Source organism: Erythrobacter sp. S227, from assembly GCF_057364925.1.
Genome location: NZ_CP200280.1, coordinates 2,390,099 through 2,409,655 on the forward strand (window position 1 = coordinate 2,390,099; position 19,557 = coordinate 2,409,655).

The 19,557-nt window shown below is 59.2% G+C and carries 25 protein-coding genes; 11 read left to right on the forward strand and 14 right to left on the reverse strand.

Annotated features, from left to right (window positions below; translation table 11 throughout):
- Window positions 1-146: 146 nt before the first annotated feature.
- The 4 genes from nadC to AC0V6Q_RS11275 all read left to right on the forward strand — a co-directional run bounded on the left by nadC (window position 147) and on the right by AC0V6Q_RS11275 (window position 3,002).
- Complete coding sequence (nadC, locus tag AC0V6Q_RS11260; RefSeq protein WP_486168469.1) at window positions 147-1,013, forward strand: carboxylating nicotinate-nucleotide diphosphorylase; 867 nt, start codon at window positions 147-149, stop codon at window positions 1,011-1,013.
- Window positions 1,010-1,450: a hypothetical protein gene (locus tag AC0V6Q_RS11265; protein WP_486168470.1), complete on the forward strand. Its 441-nt coding sequence runs from the start codon at window positions 1,010-1,012 to the stop codon at window positions 1,448-1,450. The genes nadC and AC0V6Q_RS11265 overlap by 4 nt, the downstream gene beginning before the upstream one ends.
- The gene (locus tag AC0V6Q_RS11270; RefSeq protein WP_486168471.1) at window positions 1,447-2,151 is read left to right on the forward strand and encodes a ribonuclease T2 family protein; all 705 of its coding nucleotides are present in this window, start codon (window positions 1,447-1,449) and stop codon (window positions 2,149-2,151) included. Before AC0V6Q_RS11265 ends, AC0V6Q_RS11270 begins: the two co-directional genes overlap by 4 nt.
- Before the next feature lie 83 nt (window positions 2,152-2,234).
- Window positions 2,235-3,002 (forward strand): SpoIIAA family protein, encoded by a 768-nt coding sequence (locus tag AC0V6Q_RS11275; protein WP_486168472.1) that lies wholly within the window; start codon window positions 2,235-2,237, stop codon window positions 3,000-3,002.
- Between the two features lie 69 nt (window positions 3,003-3,071).
- Here the strand turns inward: AC0V6Q_RS11275 and AC0V6Q_RS11280 are convergent, their stop codons facing one another.
- Window positions 3,072-4,346: an erythromycin esterase family protein gene (locus tag AC0V6Q_RS11280; RefSeq protein ID WP_486168473.1), complete on the reverse strand. Its 1,275-nt coding sequence runs from the start codon at window positions 4,344-4,346 to the stop codon at window positions 3,072-3,074.
- Window positions 4,347-4,494: 148 nt separating this feature from the next.
- On the reverse strand, window positions 4,495-4,950 hold the full coding sequence (locus AC0V6Q_RS11285) for a nucleoside deaminase (protein WP_486168474.1): 456 nt from the start codon (window positions 4,948-4,950) through the stop codon (window positions 4,495-4,497).
- A gap of 160 nt (window positions 4,951-5,110) precedes the next feature.
- Here AC0V6Q_RS11285 and rpmB point away from each other — a divergent pair, with 160 nt between their 5' ends.
- Complete coding sequence (rpmB, locus tag AC0V6Q_RS11290) at window positions 5,111-5,398, forward strand: 50S ribosomal protein L28 (protein WP_486168475.1); 288 nt, start codon at window positions 5,111-5,113, stop codon at window positions 5,396-5,398.
- A gap of 86 nt (window positions 5,399-5,484) precedes the next feature.
- Here rpmB and AC0V6Q_RS11295 read toward each other — a convergent pair whose 3' ends face one another.
- Genes AC0V6Q_RS11295 through xseA form a run of 4 tightly spaced genes read right to left on the reverse strand, consistent with a single transcriptional unit; the run spans window position 5,485 to window position 9,181 of the window.
- Window positions 5,485-6,465 carry an esterase-like activity of phytase family protein gene (locus tag AC0V6Q_RS11295; RefSeq protein ID WP_486168476.1) on the reverse strand — a complete coding sequence of 327 codons (981 nt, stop codon included), beginning with the start codon at window positions 6,463-6,465 and terminating at the stop codon, window positions 5,485-5,487.
- Between the two features lies 1 nt (window position 6,466).
- The gene (locus AC0V6Q_RS11300) at window positions 6,467-7,444 is read right to left on the reverse strand and encodes a M23 family metallopeptidase (protein WP_486168477.1); all 978 of its coding nucleotides are present in this window, start codon (window positions 7,442-7,444) and stop codon (window positions 6,467-6,469) included.
- 12 nt (window positions 7,445-7,456) lie between these two features.
- Window positions 7,457-7,660: a DUF2093 domain-containing protein gene (locus tag AC0V6Q_RS11305; RefSeq protein WP_486168478.1), complete on the reverse strand. Its 204-nt coding sequence runs from the start codon at window positions 7,658-7,660 to the stop codon at window positions 7,457-7,459.
- A 24-nt stretch (window positions 7,661-7,684) separates the two neighbouring features.
- Window positions 7,685-9,181: an exodeoxyribonuclease VII large subunit gene (gene xseA / locus AC0V6Q_RS11310; protein WP_486168479.1), complete on the reverse strand. Its 1,497-nt coding sequence runs from the start codon at window positions 9,179-9,181 to the stop codon at window positions 7,685-7,687.
- On the opposite strand from xseA, the gene purD reads away from it, so the two are divergent.
- Genes purD through AC0V6Q_RS11325 form a run of 3 tightly spaced genes read left to right on the forward strand, consistent with a single transcriptional unit; the run spans window position 9,180 to window position 11,388 of the window.
- A complete protein-coding gene (gene purD, locus AC0V6Q_RS11315) occupies window positions 9,180-10,448 on the forward strand; it encodes a phosphoribosylamine--glycine ligase (protein WP_486168480.1) in 1,269 nt (422 codons plus the stop codon). The genes xseA and purD overlap by 2 nt on opposite strands.
- Window positions 10,448-10,981, forward strand: coding sequence for a riboflavin biosynthesis intermediates N-glycosidase (gene ybiA, locus AC0V6Q_RS11320; RefSeq protein ID WP_486168481.1), 534 nt, complete (start codon window positions 10,448-10,450; stop codon window positions 10,979-10,981). The genes purD and ybiA overlap by 1 nt, the downstream gene beginning before the upstream one ends.
- Before the next feature lie 44 nt (window positions 10,982-11,025).
- On the forward strand, window positions 11,026-11,388 hold the full coding sequence (locus AC0V6Q_RS11325; protein ID WP_486168482.1) for a c-type cytochrome: 363 nt from the start codon (window positions 11,026-11,028) through the stop codon (window positions 11,386-11,388).
- Window positions 11,389-11,572: 184 nt separating this feature from the next.
- Here AC0V6Q_RS11325 and AC0V6Q_RS11330 read toward each other — a convergent pair whose 3' ends face one another.
- Window positions 11,573-12,571, reverse strand: coding sequence for an adenosine kinase (locus AC0V6Q_RS11330; RefSeq protein ID WP_486168483.1), 999 nt, complete (start codon window positions 12,569-12,571; stop codon window positions 11,573-11,575).
- Window positions 12,572-12,770: 199 nt separating this feature from the next.
- On the opposite strand from AC0V6Q_RS11330, the gene AC0V6Q_RS11335 reads away from it, so the two are divergent.
- The 3 genes from AC0V6Q_RS11335 to AC0V6Q_RS11345 all read left to right on the forward strand — a co-directional run bounded on the left by AC0V6Q_RS11335 (window position 12,771) and on the right by AC0V6Q_RS11345 (window position 14,993).
- Complete coding sequence (locus AC0V6Q_RS11335) at window positions 12,771-13,511, forward strand: EI24 domain-containing protein (protein WP_486168484.1); 741 nt, start codon at window positions 12,771-12,773, stop codon at window positions 13,509-13,511.
- Entirely contained in the window at window positions 13,504-13,908 is a 405-nt protein-coding gene (locus tag AC0V6Q_RS11340; RefSeq protein WP_486168485.1) for a hypothetical protein, read from the forward strand. Before AC0V6Q_RS11335 ends, AC0V6Q_RS11340 begins: the two co-directional genes overlap by 8 nt.
- Window positions 13,909-14,018: 110 nt before the next feature.
- Window positions 14,019-14,993: a hypothetical protein gene (locus tag AC0V6Q_RS11345; RefSeq protein ID WP_486168486.1), complete on the forward strand. Its 975-nt coding sequence runs from the start codon at window positions 14,019-14,021 to the stop codon at window positions 14,991-14,993.
- A 3-nt stretch (window positions 14,994-14,996) separates the two neighbouring features.
- Here the strand turns inward: AC0V6Q_RS11345 and AC0V6Q_RS11350 are convergent, their stop codons facing one another.
- From AC0V6Q_RS11350 to sufC, 7 genes are read right to left on the reverse strand one after another with little or no spacing between them, the layout of a single operon-like run.
- Entirely contained in the window at window positions 14,997-15,455 is a 459-nt protein-coding gene (locus tag AC0V6Q_RS11350; RefSeq protein ID WP_486168487.1) for a hypothetical protein, read from the reverse strand.
- A gap of 17 nt (window positions 15,456-15,472) precedes the next feature.
- Entirely contained in the window at window positions 15,473-15,835 is a 363-nt protein-coding gene (locus tag AC0V6Q_RS11355) for a HesB/IscA family protein (protein WP_486168488.1), read from the reverse strand.
- Window positions 15,835-16,296, reverse strand: coding sequence for an SUF system Fe-S cluster assembly protein (locus AC0V6Q_RS11360; protein ID WP_486168489.1), 462 nt, complete (start codon window positions 16,294-16,296; stop codon window positions 15,835-15,837). Before AC0V6Q_RS11360 ends, AC0V6Q_RS11355 begins: the two co-directional genes overlap by 1 nt.
- A 2-nt stretch (window positions 16,297-16,298) precedes the next feature.
- On the reverse strand, window positions 16,299-17,549 hold the full coding sequence (locus AC0V6Q_RS11365; RefSeq protein WP_486168490.1) for an aminotransferase class V-fold PLP-dependent enzyme: 1,251 nt from the start codon (window positions 17,547-17,549) through the stop codon (window positions 16,299-16,301).
- On the reverse strand, window positions 17,525-17,944 hold the full coding sequence (locus AC0V6Q_RS11370) for a hypothetical protein (RefSeq protein WP_486168491.1): 420 nt from the start codon (window positions 17,942-17,944) through the stop codon (window positions 17,525-17,527). The genes AC0V6Q_RS11365 and AC0V6Q_RS11370 overlap by 25 nt, the downstream gene beginning before the upstream one ends.
- A 2-nt stretch (window positions 17,945-17,946) precedes the next feature.
- Window positions 17,947-18,702, reverse strand: coding sequence for a SufD family Fe-S cluster assembly protein (locus AC0V6Q_RS11375; RefSeq protein ID WP_486168492.1), 756 nt, complete (start codon window positions 18,700-18,702; stop codon window positions 17,947-17,949).
- Window positions 18,699-19,463, reverse strand: coding sequence for a Fe-S cluster assembly ATPase SufC (gene sufC / locus AC0V6Q_RS11380; RefSeq protein WP_486168493.1), 765 nt, complete (start codon window positions 19,461-19,463; stop codon window positions 18,699-18,701). Before sufC ends, AC0V6Q_RS11375 begins: the two co-directional genes overlap by 4 nt.
- Between the last annotated feature and the right edge of the window lie 94 nt (window positions 19,464-19,557).

Sequence of the window (19,557 nt, forward strand, 5' to 3'; positions counted from 1 at the left end):
TTTCTGCCAGTGGCAGCCAAAGTAGAGATAGACGGCGGCATACCTCGATATGCTCCAAGTATTCTGTTGGGTGGAGTTACCTTGGTTCTTCTGATTGGACTTCGACATCTGGCGCACAGCAAAAATTCCGGCTAGCCCCCGGAGCCATGACCTTCACTCTTCCCGGCTTCGACCTCGACACATTCATCCGCGACACGCTTGCCGAGGATTTGGGCTTAGGCCTTCCGGGCGGTGGCAAGGATGTTACCTCTGAAAGCGTAATCCCCGCCGATGCGCGCTTTTCGGGCGTTATGGATAGCCGCGATGCGATTGTGGTGGCCGGGCTTCCTCTGGCTGAGGCGTTTTTCCGGCACCTTGATCCCAATTGCGTGATCGAGACACTGGTGAATGATGGCGACCAAGTGACACCGGGCGCAGACCTGATGCGACTTGAAGGCAATGCGCGCGCGCTTTTGACCGCCGAACGCAGCGCCTTGAACATCGTTCAGCACCTCTCCGGCATTGCCACCATGGCGCATGAATATGTAACCGCGATGCGCGTGGGCAGCGCGACCTGCACCCTGCTCGACACACGCAAGACGCTGCCGGGCCTGCGCGTGCTGGAGAAATACGCAACCGTCCAAGGTGGCGCTCAAAACCACCGCATGGGGCTCTATGACGCGGCCATGATCAAGGACAACCACGTCGCGGTCGCAGGCTCCGTGGGCGAAGCGGTGCGGCGCGCGCGGGACGCGGGCGTCTCCCCCATCATCTGCGAAGTGGACCGCCTCGACCAGATTGAACCCGCGCTTGAGGCAGGCGCGGACCACCTGCTGCTCGACAATATGGCACCGGAGATGCTCAAAGAGGCGGTCGCAATGGTAGCAGGCCGCGCCAAGACCGAGGCGAGCGGGGGAATCAACCTCGATACCATCGCTGCGAAAGCGGCGAGCGGGGTGGATTATTGCTCGGTGGGCAGGCTCACCCAAAGCGCGCCTGCGGCGGATGTTGGGCTCGATTTCAAGCCGATATGATCTCAGCGATCCGCAAGCGACCTTGGTCAATCCATGGCTTCGCAATAGCTTTTTTGGGCGTCGGTCTGTGGGCGCTTATCGGAGGGTTGAGCGACATCGACGGTTGGCTTGGCCAATATCGCGAAATTGCCCCACAATTTCCTTGGGATCGCGACTGGGTCATCGTCGCCCTTTCAGCCCGTTTCTCTATCGTCTGCATTCCCGTTGTGGCAATCTGGGTCTACAAAAGCGTGGTCGCTCGCGTTCTGGTCAGTGTGTTCACACTCATCCCCTTAATGGGCATAATCCGACACCTTGCTGAAGGGTTGGATGATTTGGGCTGGGAAGGAGCGATAGGAGGGGCGATTTTGGTGATTGGGTGCTTGCTACTCTACACACCCTCAGCGCGCGGTTGGTTCGAGCCAAAACCAAAACCCACACTGGAGGTGTTCGAATGAAACGTCTGGCGCTTTTCTTAGGTTTCGCCCTAGCCATTCCAGCCACAGCCAATGCCCAAGCCTACCAATGCCGCGCGCCGCAGGTGTCTTCGGTGCCGCAAATTGCGCCCGATCAGCAGCGCCGCGTCGTGCCGATCACCGGCTACACTCTTGCGCTCAGCTGGTCGCCTGCCTTCTGCCGCACCCGCCAAGACTCACGCTCGCACCGCGTCCAATGCTCGGGCGACAATGGCCGCTTTGGCTTTGTTGTGCATGGCCTGTGGCCACAAGGATCGCGCACCTGGCCCCAGTGGTGCGCGGTTCAAAACCGCCTTACCCCGCGCGAAGTGCGTGCAAATATGTGCATGATGCCCTCTGCCCGCCTCATCGCGCGCCAATGGGCAAAGCACGGCTCTTGCATGGTCAAGAAGCCAGAGACCTATTTTGCGGTCACTAAAGTGCTGTGGGAGAGTTTGCGCATCCCCGACTATGACCGCATCAGCCGCGAGGAAGGCCTCACCGCTGGCCGCATCCGCCAGGCCTTTGCCGATGCCAATGGCCGCATGTGGCAGCCAAGCCATGTCGGCGTGAAGCTAAACCGCGATGGTTGGCTCGAAGAGCTGCGCCTTTGCTACAACAAACGCTTTCGCCCCACCCGCTGCGATGACCGGCGTTATGGCGCAAGAGATGAGGCAAGCGCAAAGATCTGGCGCGGGCTCTAGGCGGCTTAAACCCGCCGAAACTTGATCTGGGTCAACGACAGCGGTGCGACTCGCGGCGTAGAAAGGGACCATGGAGGCCGCTCATGATCAATATCGAAACCCTATCGCCCAAAGCCGTTCGCATCACCTCGATTGCCGAGTTTTGCCAGGCGGATGTCGAGACCCTCGTGGAATTCGTTCAAGGCCACTACGATAATGGCGGCGGCGGAAATCTGCTGATCGATGCAACCGCGCTCACCGATTTTACGTTTTCTGCGGTCACCATCGAATTGGCGCATATGCCGTTGTTCGTAAAATGGCTCTATTCGCTTGATCGTATTGCGATCATCTCTGACGAGGACTGGATTCGCACCGCCGCGCGGCTGGAAAGCGCGCTTTTGCCCGGCGTCACCTATCAGGTCTATGACGACGACGAGAAAGAGGCAGCGCTTGCCTGGGTGCTTGGGGAAGAGGATGCCCCGCACAAAGGCGCTTTCCGCGAGCTCGACCTTGGCCGCGCAGATGTAGCGGCGTTTGAGGTTGTCGGGAGGCTTGATGGCCCCGAGTCGACACGCGGCCTTGCCATGGTCGAAGAGCGGCTGAGTGATCCGCAATGCGCAAAGCTGATGATGGTGATCCGCCACTGGCACGGCTTTGAGGCCGAATTGCTGTTCAGCCCGCGCCTGATGTCCTCAAAGCTCAAGCTGATCGACAAGATCGACCGCTATGCGATTGTCGGGGGCCCAAGCTGGGTCGGCGGCGTGGCCGAAACCATGGGCTTGCTGATCAGACCCGAGATCAAGGCGTTTGATCTGGACGAAGAGGACGAAGCGCTGGAGTGGCTGGGTGAGGCGGTGGTGGAAGCCAGTTAGCGGAATCTGGCAATTGGCGAGGTGGCTCTTGGACAAGGGCCTCGCCTCTTCATATGTGGAGAATTGAGCTTACTTTGCTGGATAGGTTGATGGGAGCATCTCGCGAAAGACGACCAATCCATCCATCACACAGCCCCAATCCCCCGCAAAATACTTGTGGCCAAGCGCTCTGATCTTGACGTTTGCTTTGCCGCAAGCTGGCAACTCTACAAACGCGGTTTCTGCGCGCTCGGACTGATTGATCGCATACGCTTCAAGGCTGTCAGAATCCGCCGTCTCAAGCTTCCAGTTCTCGCCTCTGAATGAGCCATTCACACCTTCAAATGCCGAAAAGCCCAAGACATAATACTCATCTGAAACCGGTCCTTTATCAATGTAGTAGCCCATCGGGATCATCGAGACCGTAGTATCCACCGGAGCGCGCGCCTTGATCAGATGAGAAGTCGCCCCCCAAATCACAATCTTCTTGTCCGGGTAGACTTCAGTCGCAAGGAAGTTGAGATTTGCTCCCATCATCTTGTCGCGTGCATTGACCTCTTCGGATCCCATTCCCTCAAAACCAAGCCTAGAGTAGAGCGCGTTAAAGCGGATCAATCGGCCGAAATTGTCGATCATTCTCGCGTCTGTCCGGGCAGTTGGCCAATCGGTTGTCCTGATCGCAGCAATGGCTGCTTCGCGGTTCGAGTTGATCCTATCGATGGCATCGTCGAACGCGCTTTGAGTGCCCATACGAGCGCGAGGGAGACTGGCGTATGCCCCTAACAGAAAACGGACCGAATTGCCCTGATCACCCAATCGATCGGCGATTGCTGTGAGGCGTTGCATTATTTCTTCGCGATAATCGCCAGATAGCTGAAAATCGAACCCAGCTAGAGCAAAGGGGCGGCCTGATTCAGCCGCCTGGTCGACAACCTTAAGCAAGGGAGCAAATTCCGCAGACTCCGACCAAATGGCAAAGTTGGCGCGAGCAAAGGCCTGCGATGGCCGCGCTCCGGTTTTGATAAGGGCCTCGGCAAGAATGTGGTCGTACACCCCACCTTCCATAGCAAGCACATCAAAACCGTGATCGCGATGGAGACGTTCGATAAGACGCGCCTTGAACAGGAAAGACGAGCCGTCACCGTGCGAAATCTCGCCAAGTGCTACGATCCGCCGGTCGCCAATATCAGCGATGATCCTGTCAATCGCAGCCTCTTCGCCAGCGGTTATTTTGAAGACCGTATCATGCACCGCTTCGTCCATTGTGGCAGGACCGGGATACTCATCGGCAAAAGCAGGGCGAACCGACAATGCGTGGCAAATTGCGAAGAGGACAAAGGCTGAAATTCGAAACTTCCAGATCACAGAATCTCCAATTCTGGCATGTGGTTGGGCCGTCTCGCAGCCGGGGCGTGAGCAACGCCTGAACAAACCGCGCAGTCGCTCACGTCGTGCCGCGATTGTGGCCTCACTATCCCCTAAAACCGAGCAGAATCAGTCACGAAAGGCAATTTCACCGCCGCTCTCGAAAAAACGCGCGCAGCAATTCTGCCGCTTCTTCTTCACCCATGCCGGTATAAACCTCGGGGCGGTGCATGCATTGCTCTTGTTCGAAAACGCGCGCGCCGTGTTCCACGCCGCCGCCTTTGGGGTCGCTGGCGCCGTAGTACAACCGCACAACCCTCGCATGGGCAATCGCGCCTGCACACATCACGCAAGGCTCCAAGGTCACGTAGAGGTGACATCCGGTTAGGCGGTCATCACCCAAGGCCTGCGCCGCCATGCGGATCGCGCGCATCTCTGCGTGGCCGGTGGGATCGGGGGGAGAGCGGGTGGCATTGGCCGCAACTGCGATAATTTCGCCGCTCTTGACGATCACCGCGCCAACGGGCACCTCGCCCGCCTCGGCCGCTTTTCTTGCAACATCCAGCGCGGTTTGCATCGGTTGGGGGATTGGCCAGCGGGTCATGCAAGCGCAGCGCTAACTCTCAAACCCGCACGAATCAATTGACGATTCGGCAATGGGGGGTTATGCGGCGCGCTTTCCGGGACACCCTTATGGCGCTTATCGTCACAAGGGACGCCATCACGGCGGCAGCGCCCCTCTAGTAAACGAGACGAGATTTATCATGTCGCGCATTTGCGAACTGACTGGCAAAGGCCGCCAGGTCGGCAACAACGTCAGCCACGCCAAGAACCGCACCAAGCGGGTTTTTCTGCCTAACCTGCAGAACGTTTCCCTGATGAGCGAGAAGCTGGACCGCAGCTTCAAGTTCCGCGTATCGACCCACGGTCTGCGTTCGGTTGAGCACAATGGCGGGCTCGACAACTGGCTGCTGAAAACGAAAGACGAAAAGCTTTCGACGAGAGCCCAAAAGGTCAAGCGCGAGCTCAAGAAAGCTGTCGCAACCGCTTAATTCGCCTAATGGCGTTTGGAAATTGCTGGAAAGGCGTGGCGCAATAGGCGCTCACGCCTTTTTTGCGTTTTTGTTGTCCTACCGCTTCACTCCCTGAGAGCAGGATCAAAGATCAGCTTAACCAGCAAAGTCCGCTGCATCGCGGCGATGTTGTCATCCGAAATAACCCAGACTGCCGCCCGGCCATCGCCGAGCGGGCGCACCGCTAGCCCCTCGTAGTTTTCGGGCGGCAGAACATCGTCAAACCGGAAAAGCACTTGCGGCGACAAGGGCTCCGCCGAGCCTGCGGCGGGCGGATCGGATATCGCCAGCATCCCTGCAAATGGGGGGTAATTGCCCCAATTCACATCACGCATCAGATAAAGCAGCCTGCCATCGGGCAATTGCGCAAGGTCGGTCACCGCAAACTCTGGAGCAGGGTTGGCAAAAGTCAGCATGCGCGGCGCGCCTCCCTCGACAGGATCGCTGGCGTAGATCAATGCCTCTTCGTGCCGCTCCGGGATGATCAGAAATCGCCCATCGGTCAGGCGCACCATCGCCTCCAGTCCGGCATTGGCGTACCAATCCACCTCGTCCTGAATGATCCGCACCTTCTCCGGCCTGGTCTGGTACGAGAAGCGGTGGATCGCATGGGTGTTTTCATAACCGACCCAATAGTCACCCTTCGAAACAGGATCGCGGGTCACCGATTCGATGTCCCACAAAAGCGGGTAGAGATCAGGATCATCATAAGGCAGGCCCGCAATCAGTCGCATATTGGCGCTTTCTTCGGCGCGGTCGGGCTCGATAAAGGTGAAGAGGAAACCCCGGTCGGAAAAGGCCCGCAATCGCCCTCCCCCTACCGGCAAAAGCCCCGAAAAACCGCCAAAGCGTAAAGTGGGCTCGGTTGAATAATGCCACACGCCCTCGACCCGCCAGCCGGGCACGCCCACTTGGGAAGCGCCAGCCAACCGGGCGAGCTCAATGCTTTCGGGATTTTGCTTTTCAACCGGTGTTCGCAGCCATGTGCCCGGTGCCACCATACCAGCCACAGCCAGAGCCGCGATGACCCGGACTGCTCTAGACATTCTAGTTCATTGGGCCTGTAAGAAGGATCGGATCAAAGCGCGCATCATGCCATTTAAGGCCCCAGTGAAGATGTGGCCCCGAAGATCGCCCGGTCGAGCCAACGTCGCCAATGTGCTGGCCCTGACGCACGGTGTCGCCCTCTTTCACGACGATCTCGCTGCAATGCAGGAACGCGCTGTTGAGGCCATTGCCATGGTCGATGATCAGAAGGCCACCTTCAAGGCTGAAACCTGTGCGGGCAAGGACAACGACCCCGTCCGCCGGTGCCACAAAAGGAGTGCCATTGGGTTTGGCGATATCAATGCCCGAATGAAAACTGCCCGGTTCACCGCGATAGATACGCTGGCGCCCAAAGCGGCCCGAAATGCGCCCCTTTACCGGCCAGATGAAATCCTGTTTCCAACCTTGCGCATCGGTTTTTTTGGCGCGCGCGGCGACAATCGCATTGTATTCCGGCTCGCGCTGACGCCAATATGCTTCGGGATTACGAAGCTGGCGCTTGGCGACATTCACCCGCTCGATCTGCCAATTGCGCGTCGTAATGGAGAGGGTTTCTCCGTGGATCTGTCCGCTGTCGAGCCGTGCTGCAAGGCTTAGGCTTGCCGGGCTGTCCCGGTCGAAGGCCGCAAAGAATGAACCGTCTTCGGCAATATCCAGCACTTGATCGCCCAGCGATGCTGTGACTGTGCCATCGGGGACCAGGCCGCGGATAAAGCCGCCTTGGGTGAGCTCGCCGGAAAAGGAAAACCGTGTGTTTTGACCAAGGTATGGCGCCTCGGTCGCAGATTCGGGGGCTGGCTCGGCAGATAACTCTCCCGTTGGCTCAGATGGGGTCGCCCCGGACGGAGCAGGTGCTGCCGACCCAGTCGCCACCCCAGTCACCGATTCCGCCGCCGCTTCCGTCGCCGCCTCGCTTGCGGTGCAACTTGCAAGGGCAAGCAAGCCGATAGCTGCGACAATTCCAAGCGTCCGGCTCATCGTGCTCCTGCCTCAGTCTTGCTCAAGCAGGCGCTTGGTCGCGATTTCAGGGCTGGCGTAGGCCTCCTGATGCTCGGCGCTCCAATAGCGCAGCTCTTCCAAGGGAATCACCGCCGCCGAGACAGCGCAAATGACATGGTGGCCCGGCCGAAGAACGCGGAAACCGGAGGGGCCATAGTGGAGTTTGGCGGTTTTATCGCCGGATGACATCAACATAGGCGGGTCTATAGCAAGCCGAAGCTATCCGAACAAATCATCTTGGCGCGGATTTGCAGCCGGTGGGCGGGATTTGCGTTTGGGAGGGGCTGATGGCGGCGGTGGTGATGCGGTCTGCGCAGGTGGCGGTGCGTCGCCAACGCCCACGGAAAGCTCGCCATCCTTGAACTCAAGGTTGAGGGCCGTCTTGGAAGCAGCCTCTTGAAAGGTCGTGACAACCTTGCCCTCGCTGGTCCGCACCATCGCATATCCACGCTCAAGCGGCTTCTTCGGGTGAAGCTGCTCCGCCAGTCTTGCAAGCGCGTCGAGCCGGTTTTGCCTTTGCTCAATCGGGCGCATGACAAGATCGGGCGACAGCCGTACCCGACCCAAACGGTCACGGCGGCCATCAAGCGCTTGGGTGAGAAGACGCGGGCTGAGCCTCGCGGCGGTCCCGGCCAATTCCTCGCGCCCCTTCCCAGCCCGGTCGCGAAGACCACGGCGAAGACGCTCTGACAGATCGTCGAGCTTTTGCGCCTGGGGCTGCAGCAGCGCCTCGATCTTCGGCATTCTCCGCACGCGCGCTTCCAGCCGTTCACGGCCAAGCTCAAGCGGGCGATGCACTGCGCGGCGTTGGCGGGCGGCGAAATCGGCGATGGTCGCATCGAGGTCGACCCGCACCGGAACCGCCATCTCGGCGGCCGCCGTTGGTGTCGGGGCGCGCCGGTCTGCGGCGTAGTCAGCCAATGTGGTGTCGGTTTCGTGACCTACGGCAGAGATAACCGGAATGGTACATTCGGCGATAGCGCGAACCACAATCTCCTCATTGAAGGACCACAAATCCTCAATCGACCCGCCCCCGCGCGCCACAATCACCACATCGGGCCGCGCCACCGGACCGCCGGGTTGAATTTCAGAGAACCCTCTAATTGCGCCCGCCACTTGTTCAGCAGCGCCCTGCCCCTGAACCAGAACCGGCCAGACCAGAACATGGCTGGGGAAGCGGTCGGCAAGGCGGTGCAGGATATCGCGGATCACCGAACCTGTAGGCGATGTCACCACCCCGATAGTGCGCGGCAGAAACGGAAGGCGGCGCTTTCGTTCGGGTGCAAACAGCCCTTCGGCGTCCAACCGTGCGCGGGTTTTCTCCAGAAGCGCCAGCAAAGCGCCCTCGCCCGCAATCTCGAGGCTGTCCATCACGATCTGGTATTTGGAACGGCCGGGATAAGTCGTCAGCTTGCCGGTCGCGATCACCTCAAGCCCGTCTTCGGGCACGAACGCCAGCCGCCCCGCATTCCCGCGCCACATCACCCCGTCGAGCACCGCTTTGTCGTCTTTCAGCGCACAATACATATGGCCCGAGGCCGCACGTTTGACGCCCGAAAGCTCCCCGCGAAGCCGGACATAGCCAAAGCGATCCTCGACCGTGCGCTTCAAGCATTGGGAAATCTCGCTGATCGAGAGCGGTTCGGCATTGTCGCCCTGTCTGCTGCGCGCTAGCAGGCCGGAACTGTCGTCGTTTGAAGAGGGGCTGCGAGCCATGAATATCCTGTTGATCGGGTCGGGTGGCCGCGAACATGCGCTAGCCTGGAAGCTCGCGCAATCCCCGTCTTGCGCCAAGCTCTACGCCGCCCCCGGAAATCCGGGCATCGCTGAGGAAGCGCAAATCGTGACCCTTGATATTGGCGATCACGGAGCGGTGGTGGATTTCTGCAAGACCAAGGACATTGGCCTTGTTGTGATTGGCCCGGAGGCTCCACTGGTCGATGGCCTCGCCGACAGTCTTGCCGCCGCCAGCATCCCCGCTTTCGGACCAAGCGCAAAGGCCGCGCAATTGGAGGGCTCCAAGGGTTTCACCAAGGATCTGTGCGCGCGCGCCAATATCCCGACAGGCGGATATGTGCGCACCCATTCGCTTGAAGAAGCGAGCGAGGCTCTCACCAAATTCACCGCGCCTTACGTGCTCAAAGCCGACGGGCTTGCGGCAGGTAAAGGCGTTGTCATCGCCGCCACGCTCGAAGAGGCGAAAGCCGCGCTTGCCGATATGTTCGATGGCGCATTCGGGAATGCAGGCGCACAGGTCGTGATAGAGGAATTTCTCGAAGGCGAAGAAGCAAGCTTCTTTGCGATCACCGACGGCACAAATGTGCTGCCCTTTGGCACAGCGCAAGACCACAAGCAGGTGGGCGAGGGCGATGTCGGCCCCAACACCGGCGGGATGGGTGCCTATTCGCCCGCACCCGTCCTGACCGACGAACTCCAGACCCGCGTGATCGCCGAAATTATCCAGCCGACCGTCGACACGATGCGCGCCGAGGGAATGCCTTATTCCGGCGTGCTCTACGCAGGCCTCATGCTGACGGCGACCGGCCCGCAGCTGATCGAATACAATTGCCGTTTTGGCGATCCGGAATGTCAGGTTCTGATGACGCGGTTCGAGGGCGATCTGGCAGCGGTCATGCTGGCCTGTGCCAATGGTGAGCTTGCCGGGGTCGAAGCCGGTTTCGCCAAGAAAACCGCTCTCACCGTGGTGATGTGCGCCAATGGCTATCCCGGAACGCCGGAAAAAGGCGGGCGCATTGATCTGGGCACGGCGCAAGCAAACGGCGCAAAGGTCTTCCATGCAGGCACAAAGCTGGTGGATGGCGCTCTGGTCGCAAACGGTGGCCGCGTGCTCAACGTGACGGCAAGCGGCGCGAATGTGACACAGGCAAAGGCGGCAGCCTACGAAGCGGTGGCCAAGGTCAATTTCCCGAGCGGCTTTTACCGCAGCGATATCGGCTGGAAAGAGGTCGCGCGGGAGGGGTGATGATTCAATTCCCTGCCTCGCCTGCAATCACTGAAGCTGATCTGCCCGAAGCCGATACATTTTCGAGCTTTCACCCCTTCATCAAGGGTGTTTTCAGCCAATGGCACCCGACACCATTCGAGGTCGAAGGGCGTACTTACACCTGCGCCGAGCAATATATGATGCTGGCAAAAGCAGCTCTAATGGGAGACCTCGGAATTGCTGCGAAGATCGCCGAAACTGATGATCCCGCTCTCCAAAAGCGACTTGGAGCCCAAGTACGGGATTTCGACCATGGAGCTTGGCACCGGTGGAGGGTGCATATCGTCTACACGGCAAATCGCGCCAAATTTGCTCATAACGCCGGAGCTTTGCGCCAATTGATCAACACAGCGCCAACGATGCTGGTCGAGGCCAATCCGCGCGACTGGAATTGGGGAAACGGCCTCCAAATTGACGACCCAGCTAATCAAAACCCGGGTGAGTGGAAGGGGGCAAATCTTCTGGGCCGGATATTGACCCTGATACGCGAGCAAAACGCACATCAAACTTGATCTAGGTCAAAGACACTTAGCTTTTATGGTTTCATACAGCCAATATGACCCATCGCCTCATCATCTCCGCCGCAGCAGGTCTGCTTCTTGCCTCTTGCCAGTCCGCTTACCCGGATGCGCCTCGGGTGGCGGCGGCTTCGCCTGCGCCAGCGCCCGCATTTGTCGAAGCTGCGTGCGGGGGGTGTCATGCGGTGGAGCCGCCGTTCCTCTCTCCCAATGCCCGTGCGCCCAATTTCGAGGCGATTGCCAATCGGCCTGGTGTCAGCAGATCAACGATCAAAAGCTGGCTCAGAAACGCGCACAATTATCCCGAGGTCATGGATTTCGACCTCGACAAAGAGCACATCGACGAGGTCGCGGACTATATGATCACGCTCAGGCGGCGCGATTACGTGCCGGTGGAGTAGCGAGTTTTCCTACTCGAGCTTAGCGCGCTAACCTCAACTATGGCTTTTTCACTTCCCGAGATGCTGGACCCGGTTCAATCGGCAAAACCGATAAGTGAGTGCCCGATTGATCGAACGGTTTTCTGTCCCAGGACAGTGTGTCAAGTGTGTCAAAACTTGCGTATTTTGTCCCAATTTCAGAAGCTTACAGACTTTGCTCCATCAGCGCCTTCATATCGGCCTCTGGACGCGGGCCATAGTGTGAAATCACTTCGGCGGCTGCAATGGCTCCGCGCTTGAGGCACACTTCCAACTTCTCGCCGCGGGCAAAACCGGCAAGGAAACCGGCAGCGAACTGGTCGCCTGCCCCTGTGGTGTCGACAACCTTGGCAACCGGCGCTGCGGCAACAACGGCGCGCTCGCCATATGCGCTGGCAACGGCGCCCTTGGCGCTGCGGGTAGCGACGAGGACGGGGACATTGGGCGCGATCATGTCGAAGCCGGTTTCGAAATCGTCTTCACCCGTGAGGCTCGCAAGTTCGGTTTCATTGACGAAGAGGATGTCGATCAGCCCCTCTTCGATCATGGCGCGGAAATCATCGCCGTGACGGTCGATGACGAAGCTTTCGGATGCGGTGAACGCGACCTTGCGGCCTGCGGCTCTGGCAACGCCCATGGCGCGGCGCATGGCATTGCGCGGCTCTTCGGGGTCCCACAGATAGCCTTCGAGATAGAGAATGGCGGCGCTCGCGATCAGCTCTTCGTCGAGGGCCGCGGCGGGCAGGAACTGGCCTGCGCCAAGGAAGGTGTTCATCGTGCGCTCGCCATCGGGCGTCACGAAAATGAGAACACGGCCCGTTGCCGGCTCACCAGCACGCGCAGCGGTGTCGAAGTCAATACCTGTGGCGCGCATGTCATGGCGGAATACCTTGCCGAGCTGGTCATCGGCGACTTGGCCAATGAAGGCGCATTGAAGCCCGAGGGTCGAAATCCCGGCCAAGGTGTTCGCAGCAGACCCGCCGGAAACCTCGCGTGCTGGCGGCATAGCGTCGTAAAGCTCGTCCGCCTTAGCCTCGTCAATCAATGTCATACCACCGCGATTGAGACCAAGCTCTTCGATAAGGCTTTCCTCGCAAGAGGCGATGACATCAACAACAGCGTTGCCAATGGCGAGTACGTCATAGCGGGTGGAAGTGTCTGACACGATGGAGAGGTCCTTGGATCGAATAATTGGGAATGTTGTGCGCCTAAGCTTGGGTGCGCCTAGCGGCAAGGAGGTGAGAGGCCAAGCCTAAACAAGCGTGGCAAAGCAGGGAGTGGGCAAATCCGGAGGCGAGGATAAAGGGGTGATAGCGCACCGCAGCGGTTTGACTGGGCCAGGAGAAGGAACCACGAGTAAGCCCATGAATGCAGTTCTCTCAGCTCTGGCAAAGGCGATCGGCCAATTGCTCGATCCCAAAGTGATGAAAGTGCTTTTCAAGAGCCTCCTTGTTACGCTTTTGGTGTTTGCAGGGCTTGGCTGGGCTTTGTGGATTGCGATTGATGCAGGGCTGCAATGGGCGATGGCTCCGATATTGCCGGACGACTACGAAGGGCCAGCGGCTGTGGTGCTTGCACTCTTCTTGTCGATTGTGATGTTCTGGCTGTTGTTCAGGATCGTTGCCTTGGCGGTCTTGCAGTTCTTCGCCGATGAAATCGTGATTGCGGTGGAGCAGATGCACTATCCCGAGGCTGCTTTGCAGGCGCGCGCTTTGCCGTTTCGCCGCGACCTTGCGAACAGTGTGCGCGGGATTGGCCGGGCGCTGCTGTTCAACGCTCTTGCGCTCCCATTTGCAATTGTCCTGTTCTTTACCGTGATGGGGCCTGCGATCGTGTTCCTCGTCGTCAATGCCGTGCTGTTGGGCCGCGAGTTTACCGATATGGCATGGTTTCGGCATTGCGGAGAAGGCGGAGAGGGTGCGGGAGCCACTCCTGTACCGGGCACTCAGCGGTTCTTGCTGGGGGCGGCAATCGCTGCGATCATGACGGTGCCGTTTGTGAACTTCATCGCCCCCGTTCTGGGCGCAGCGGCGGGCACGCATCTTGCGCACAACGCCATGGGCGGCGCGGTGGCCGGCAATCGGGAGGCCGCATCCAATGCGTAGGGGGTGGGCAATCCTTAGCCTTACCGCGCTGTTCCTCTCCGCCTGTTCGGCAGGATCTGGTGGCGGTTCGGTTTCTGCACGCCCTGCTCCATCGACAGGCGCTGTCTCGGCCCCGCGCATCCTTCGCGAACAGGATCTTGAAAGCGTTATCGGCAAGGATGCATTATCGCTGACCCGACGGTTTGGCGATGCGCGCATTGACCTGTCCGAAGGGGACGCGCGCAAATTGCAGTTTGTCTCGAACGGCTGCGTGCTCGATATCTTCCTCTACCCCCTAAGATCCAATGCGCAGCCGGTTGCGACCCATGTAGAGGCGCGAAGGCGAGTGGGCGGTGAGAGTGCGGACCGGGCGCGGTGTATCGCAGAAGTCGAACGTAGCGCGCGTGCGAGCGGATAGGGCAGGAGGATAGGGCGAACGGATAAGGCGGGCGGATAGATCAGCTTGGTAACTCGGCTTTAAGCACATTGTGTCATGAAAGTGCCCATATCAAAGGGGTTACGACCAAAATGACCACGCATTTTACTGAACTCGCCAAAGCTGCCGCCGTCGATGGAAAGGTCGATGCACAAGAAGTCCTCGCGCTTCGCCGCCAAGGTTGGGGCGACGGAATCATCGCACGCGACGAGGCAGAGGCGCTGTTTGCGCTCAACAATGCCCTCGATCAGCGCGACGAGGAATGGTGCGACTTCTTCGTTGAGGCGATCGGCGAATTCGTCCTGAACGGCACACCCCCGCGCCTGCAATGCGATGATGCGGAGGCCCGCTGGCTGATCGAACAGATCGACCATGACGGCGTGGTGGACAGCGTGGTTGAACTGGAAACAATCGTGCGCATTATCGAGCGTGCGGAGAATGTGCCGGGCTTCCTTAAAGACTATGTGGTTGCACAGATTGAAAAAGAAGTTCTCACCGGCACCGGCCCCACGCGCTGTGGCGGTGAATTGTCAGACACGCATATCACCAGCACCGAGGCCAATATCCTTCGCCGTGTGGTGTTTGCCAGCGGTGGCTGTGGCCCTGCTGCGGTCAGCCGCTTCGAGGCCGAGATGCTATTCCGCCTGAAAGATGCGACGCTGGCCTCTGCCAACGCGCCTGAGTGGGAGCAATTGTTCCTCGACGGGGTCGAGAACTATCTCAAAGGCTTCACCATGGCCAACGCTCAACTGGGCCATGATCGCAAGGTTGAGCTGCAAAACTTCATTGCTGATAATGAGGCGAATGTAGGCCGCTTTATGGGCAACATGGTCCGCGGCGCACCCAATGTGTCGCAAAACTTCGCAAATGCGATGGGTGTTGTGTTCGGGAAGCGCAAAGGCGGTCCGATGTCGGAAAGCGCTGGAGAAAATATTGTCGCAGCGTCCATCGAAGGAGCGCAGGTCACTCAGGCTGAAAAAGACTGGGTTAACGCTATGGTCGACGCCGACGGTGAACTCGACGATCTTGAGCGCAAGCTGATCGCACGCATCGCCCAAAGCAACTAAAGTTCAACGCTTAACTGGTGCAAATCCGCTCGCCACGAGCGAGCGCCAACGCTTTTGTCGATGCGTGTAAAATATGCGCGCAAAGCCTGCAACGAGCGGCGTTAGAAGGCCTGCATCGATAGTCACCCGGTCGGTGTAGCGCGTCGCGGCCCCGCCTGCCTCGGGCGCAATCTCGATCCAGTGGTCCCAGCGTTTTATCATCGGGCCATAACCATTATCGCGCAGCATCCGGACCTCGCCTTGGGGCTCTGGAAAACTGATGACGATCGCCTGCCAGCCGATGGGGATGATGCCAAACAGCAGCATCCAGGCGCGGTGCTCACCCACGGTCCAGTCTGGCGGGAACGGCTTCCCCCCACGCGGCGCAAACCGGATCAGCGGCGCTGCAATGTAGTCAAGAAGCGCGGAGGTGCGCAAATAGGTCCACGCTTCGTCAGGCCCGCAGTCAAGCGTTGTCGTCAATTCGACATCCCGCGCCATCAGACCATAAAGCTCTCACCGCACCCGCATGCGCCCTTGGCGTTAGGGTTTTCAAAGGTGAAACCGGCGGTGAAGTCATCTTCGACCCAATCCATGGTCGATCCCACCAGATAAAGCACACTCGCCCCGTCGATGTAGAATGTGCCGCCCGGGGTTTCGATCTTTTCATCGAACTTCGCCTCTTCGGTGACATAGTCGACCGAGTAGGCAAGGCCGGAGCACCCGCGGCGCGGGGTTGAAAGCTTTACGCCGATCGCATCATCGGGCGCCTGGCTCATCAGATGGGCAATCCTCTCCTCTGCGCCCTTTGTCAGGACCACAGCTGCGGGCAGTTTGCGGGTCTTTGTCGTTGTCTCGGTCATCACAACATCCCCAGTTCGAGACGGGCTTCGTCGGACATTTTTTCAGGGCTCCATGGCGGATCCCAGACCAGCTCCACCTCCGCATCGCGGATGCCGGGCACAGACGCGGCACGCAGCTCCACTTCACCCGGCATAGTCTCGGCAACCGGGCAATGCGGGGTCGTGAGCGTCATCGTGACGGTCGCATCGCACTCATCATCCACTTCAACCCCGTAAATCAGGCCCAGATCATAGATGTTGACCGGAATTTCGGGGTCGTAAATCTCTTTGAGGGCATCAATCACTGCCTGCTGCAAATCGCCACCCGGACCGCCAGCCGCGTCGCTGGCCGGCTTCTGGTGTAGGAAACCGTCGAGATAATCGCGGGTCCGAGGCGCGGTCGCCCCCGATGTGTCCGGATCGACAGCGTCGTCAACACGAGCGCGGGGTGGTTTTTCCTGGGTTTGGTTGGGAGTGGTCATACTCAAATGCCTTTTCCAAAAATCCGCCGAGTGCGGGCGATGCCTTCAAGAAGCGCGGTTACGTCTTCCTGAGTGGAATAGAGCCCGAAGCTGGCGCGCGCCGTGGCTGATACGCCGAGATAATCCATCAATGGCTGTGCACAATGGTGGCCTGCGCGAATGGCGACATTGGCTTCGTCAAGGATAGTGCCAAGGTCATGGGGGTGAATGTCGTCGATGGTAAAACTGACGATCCCTGCGCTTGCCTCAGGACCGTATACGGTCACATCGTTCATCGCGGTCAGCTCGCGGCGAAGTCTGGCGACAAGCTCGCCTTCTGCCTCGTGCATCGCGCCAAGGCCAACGGATTGAACGTATTGAGTGGCAGCGGCAAAAGCGATCGCCTCGGTGATCGCAGGGGTGCCCGCTTCAAAACGTTGGGGTCCGCTGCCGTAAGTGGTCTTTTCAAAGGTCACGCGATCGATCATCGCCCCGCCGCCTTCCCAGGCGGGCATTTCAAGCAGGATTTCAGAGCGCGCCCACAAGGCACCAATGCCGGTGGGGCCATAAAGCTTGTGCGCGGAGAAAACATAGAAATCGCAATCGAGCGCTGCGACATCGACCGGCATATGCGCAACCGCCTGACAGCCATCGAGGAGCAATTTCGCGCCGACTTTGTGAGCGAGATCCGCCGCGCGTTTGGCGTCGAGCACGCCGCCCAGAACGTTGGATACATGACCAAAGGCGACCAGTTTGTGGCTCTCGGTCAGCATGGCCTCGGCTGCATCCAGATCGATCTGGTGATCATCTGTGAGCGGCACGACATCAATATGCGCGCCCACTTCCTCGGCAAGCATTTGCCATGGCACGATGTTGGAGTGGTGCTCCAATTGCGAAAGGAGAATGCGGTCGCCTGATTTGAGGTTCGCCTTGCCCCAACTTTTGGCGACAAGGTTGATCGCCTCGGTCGCGCCACGGGTAAAGACGATCTCGTCCTCTCCGCCACCGATCAGCGAGGCAATCGTGCGCCTTGCATTCTCATAGGCCAAAGTCATATCCGCTGAGCGCGAGTACACCCCGCGGTGAACGGTCGCATAGTCTTGCCCGAGCGCGCGCGACATCGCCTCGATCACCGCCTGCGGCTTTTGCGCTGTCGCAGCGGTATCGAGGTAATGCCAAGGCGCGCCGTCCCTGGTTACAAGACCAGGAAAGTCAGAGCGCAGGTCGGCTGCAGGTCGATTGGCAAGGGCTAGGGGCAAACTTCTCTCGTCCATTGATTTGTGTTGGGACCATTCTGGCATTTGCGACGAAGGCCCGCCTCAACAGCTTCCCAGCCGCCGCTTTCCGCTTTTAGCTCAAGGCGCCATTGAACCGCGGTGACCTTCGGATCATCAATGCCTTCGATGGTCGCGATGACGACTTTGTGTCTGTTATTGCGCGGGTTGCGTCCTTCTTCATAATCGGCATCGCGTGCCGAAAGACCAAGCATCCGGACGTAAAACTCCGCCATGTCCTTGGGCTTTTCGTAATTGGTGTCGAACCGCTGCATCGGTGCAAACTCGCTCGACGGGAGCATAAGCGCGCTTGTTTCGTCTTGCGCTGAAGCCGTCACGGCCGCGCCGCCCAGCAATGCGATAACGGGCAGAACCGCCAGCTTCGAACTTTTCATGATCATAGTTTACCCTCCAATTTAGAAAGCGCTGCTTCGAGAAGCTTCGCGCGGCTTTCCTCGTCCTCAAGTTCTACAAAGGCATCACCGATAAAGGCCTGCACCAAAAGCCGCCGTGCCATTTCAGGGGAAAGCCCGCGTGCCGCCATGTAGAAGCGCGCCGCCTCATCAAGTTGACCAACGGTCGCGCCATGCGCACATTTCACGTCATCGGCGAAGATTTCAAGCTGTGGGACCGCATTGGCGCTGGCCCCTGCTTCGAGGAGCAAACCTTTGAAATCCTGCGCGGCGTCGGTTTTTTGCGCGTGGCGCGCGACTTTGATCTCGCCGAGGAAATTACCCGCAGCCGTGCCCCAATGGACGCTGCGGACGATCTGGTTGCTGGTGGCATCGGGCTGAGCGTGAACAGTTTGCGTCACAAATTCGCGGGTTGCATCACCGCCACCAATCGTCACGCCGCCAAATTCGAAATGAGCGCCTTTGCCAAGGGTCACTTCGATCTCGAGGCGGGTGTAGTCATCACCAGCGCTGGTCGCGAAGACTTCGGCGCGCCCGCCATCGCCGACGGTCAAGCGGATGCGCGTGACTTCGGGAGCATCGCCGCCGACAACCATGCACGTGCGCTTGGTCTCGCCAGCGGCCAACGCGATGTCTTGCCATTCGGAAATGCCGGCAAGGCCAAGCCGTTCGACCGCGTCGATATCAGCGTAGCGCCAAGCTTCGTCGCGCTTTGTGGGAAGGATTGCTGTGTCGGTCATGCAAGGGCCTCTGCCATGACAGCATCATAGCCTTCGTCTTCGAGGCGAAGCGCAAGGTCAGGACCGCCGGTTTGGACGATCCGGCCATCGGCGAGGATGCTCACCTTGTCGGGCTTTACTACGTCGAGCAGGCGTTGGTAGTGGGTGATGAGAAGCACGCCCTTGTCAGGCGCACGCATAATCGAGTTGATGCCCTCACCAACAATGCGAAGCGCGTCGATATCGAGGCCGCTGTCGGTCTCATCCAGCACAGCGAACTTGGGATCGAGAATGCCCATCTGGACCATCTCGGCGCGCTTCTTCTCGCCGCCGGAAAAGCCGACGTTTACCTGCCGCTTGAGCATTTCCATGTCCATTTTGAGGAGCGCTGCTTTCTCTTTGGCGAGTTTCAGGAACTCGCCGCCGGACAGTGGCTCCTGCCCACGGAATTTGCGCTGAGCATTCAAAGCTTCGCGCAGGAATTGGACGTTGGAGACGCCGGGGATTTCAACCGGGTACTGGAAGCCAAGGAATAAGCCAGTGGCCGCGCGCTCATGCGGGTCGAGGTCGAACAGGTCTTCGCCTGCAAACTCAACCGAGCCGCTGGTCACGTCATATCCGGGCTTGCCGCCAAGGACATTGGCGAGCGTCGATTTGCCCGCGCCATTGGGGCCCATGATCGCGTGGACTTCGCCCGCCTTAACTTCGAGGCTGAGGCCCTTTAGGATCGGCTTGGGGTCGGCCTCGCCAACGGTTGCGTGGAGGTCAGTGATCTTAAGCATCTGTTTCAATTCCATAGCAATTTTCGTCTCCCCGGACTTGATCCGGGGTCCAGCTTACCTCTTGCGCAGTGGCAAAAAAGCGGGATGCCGAATC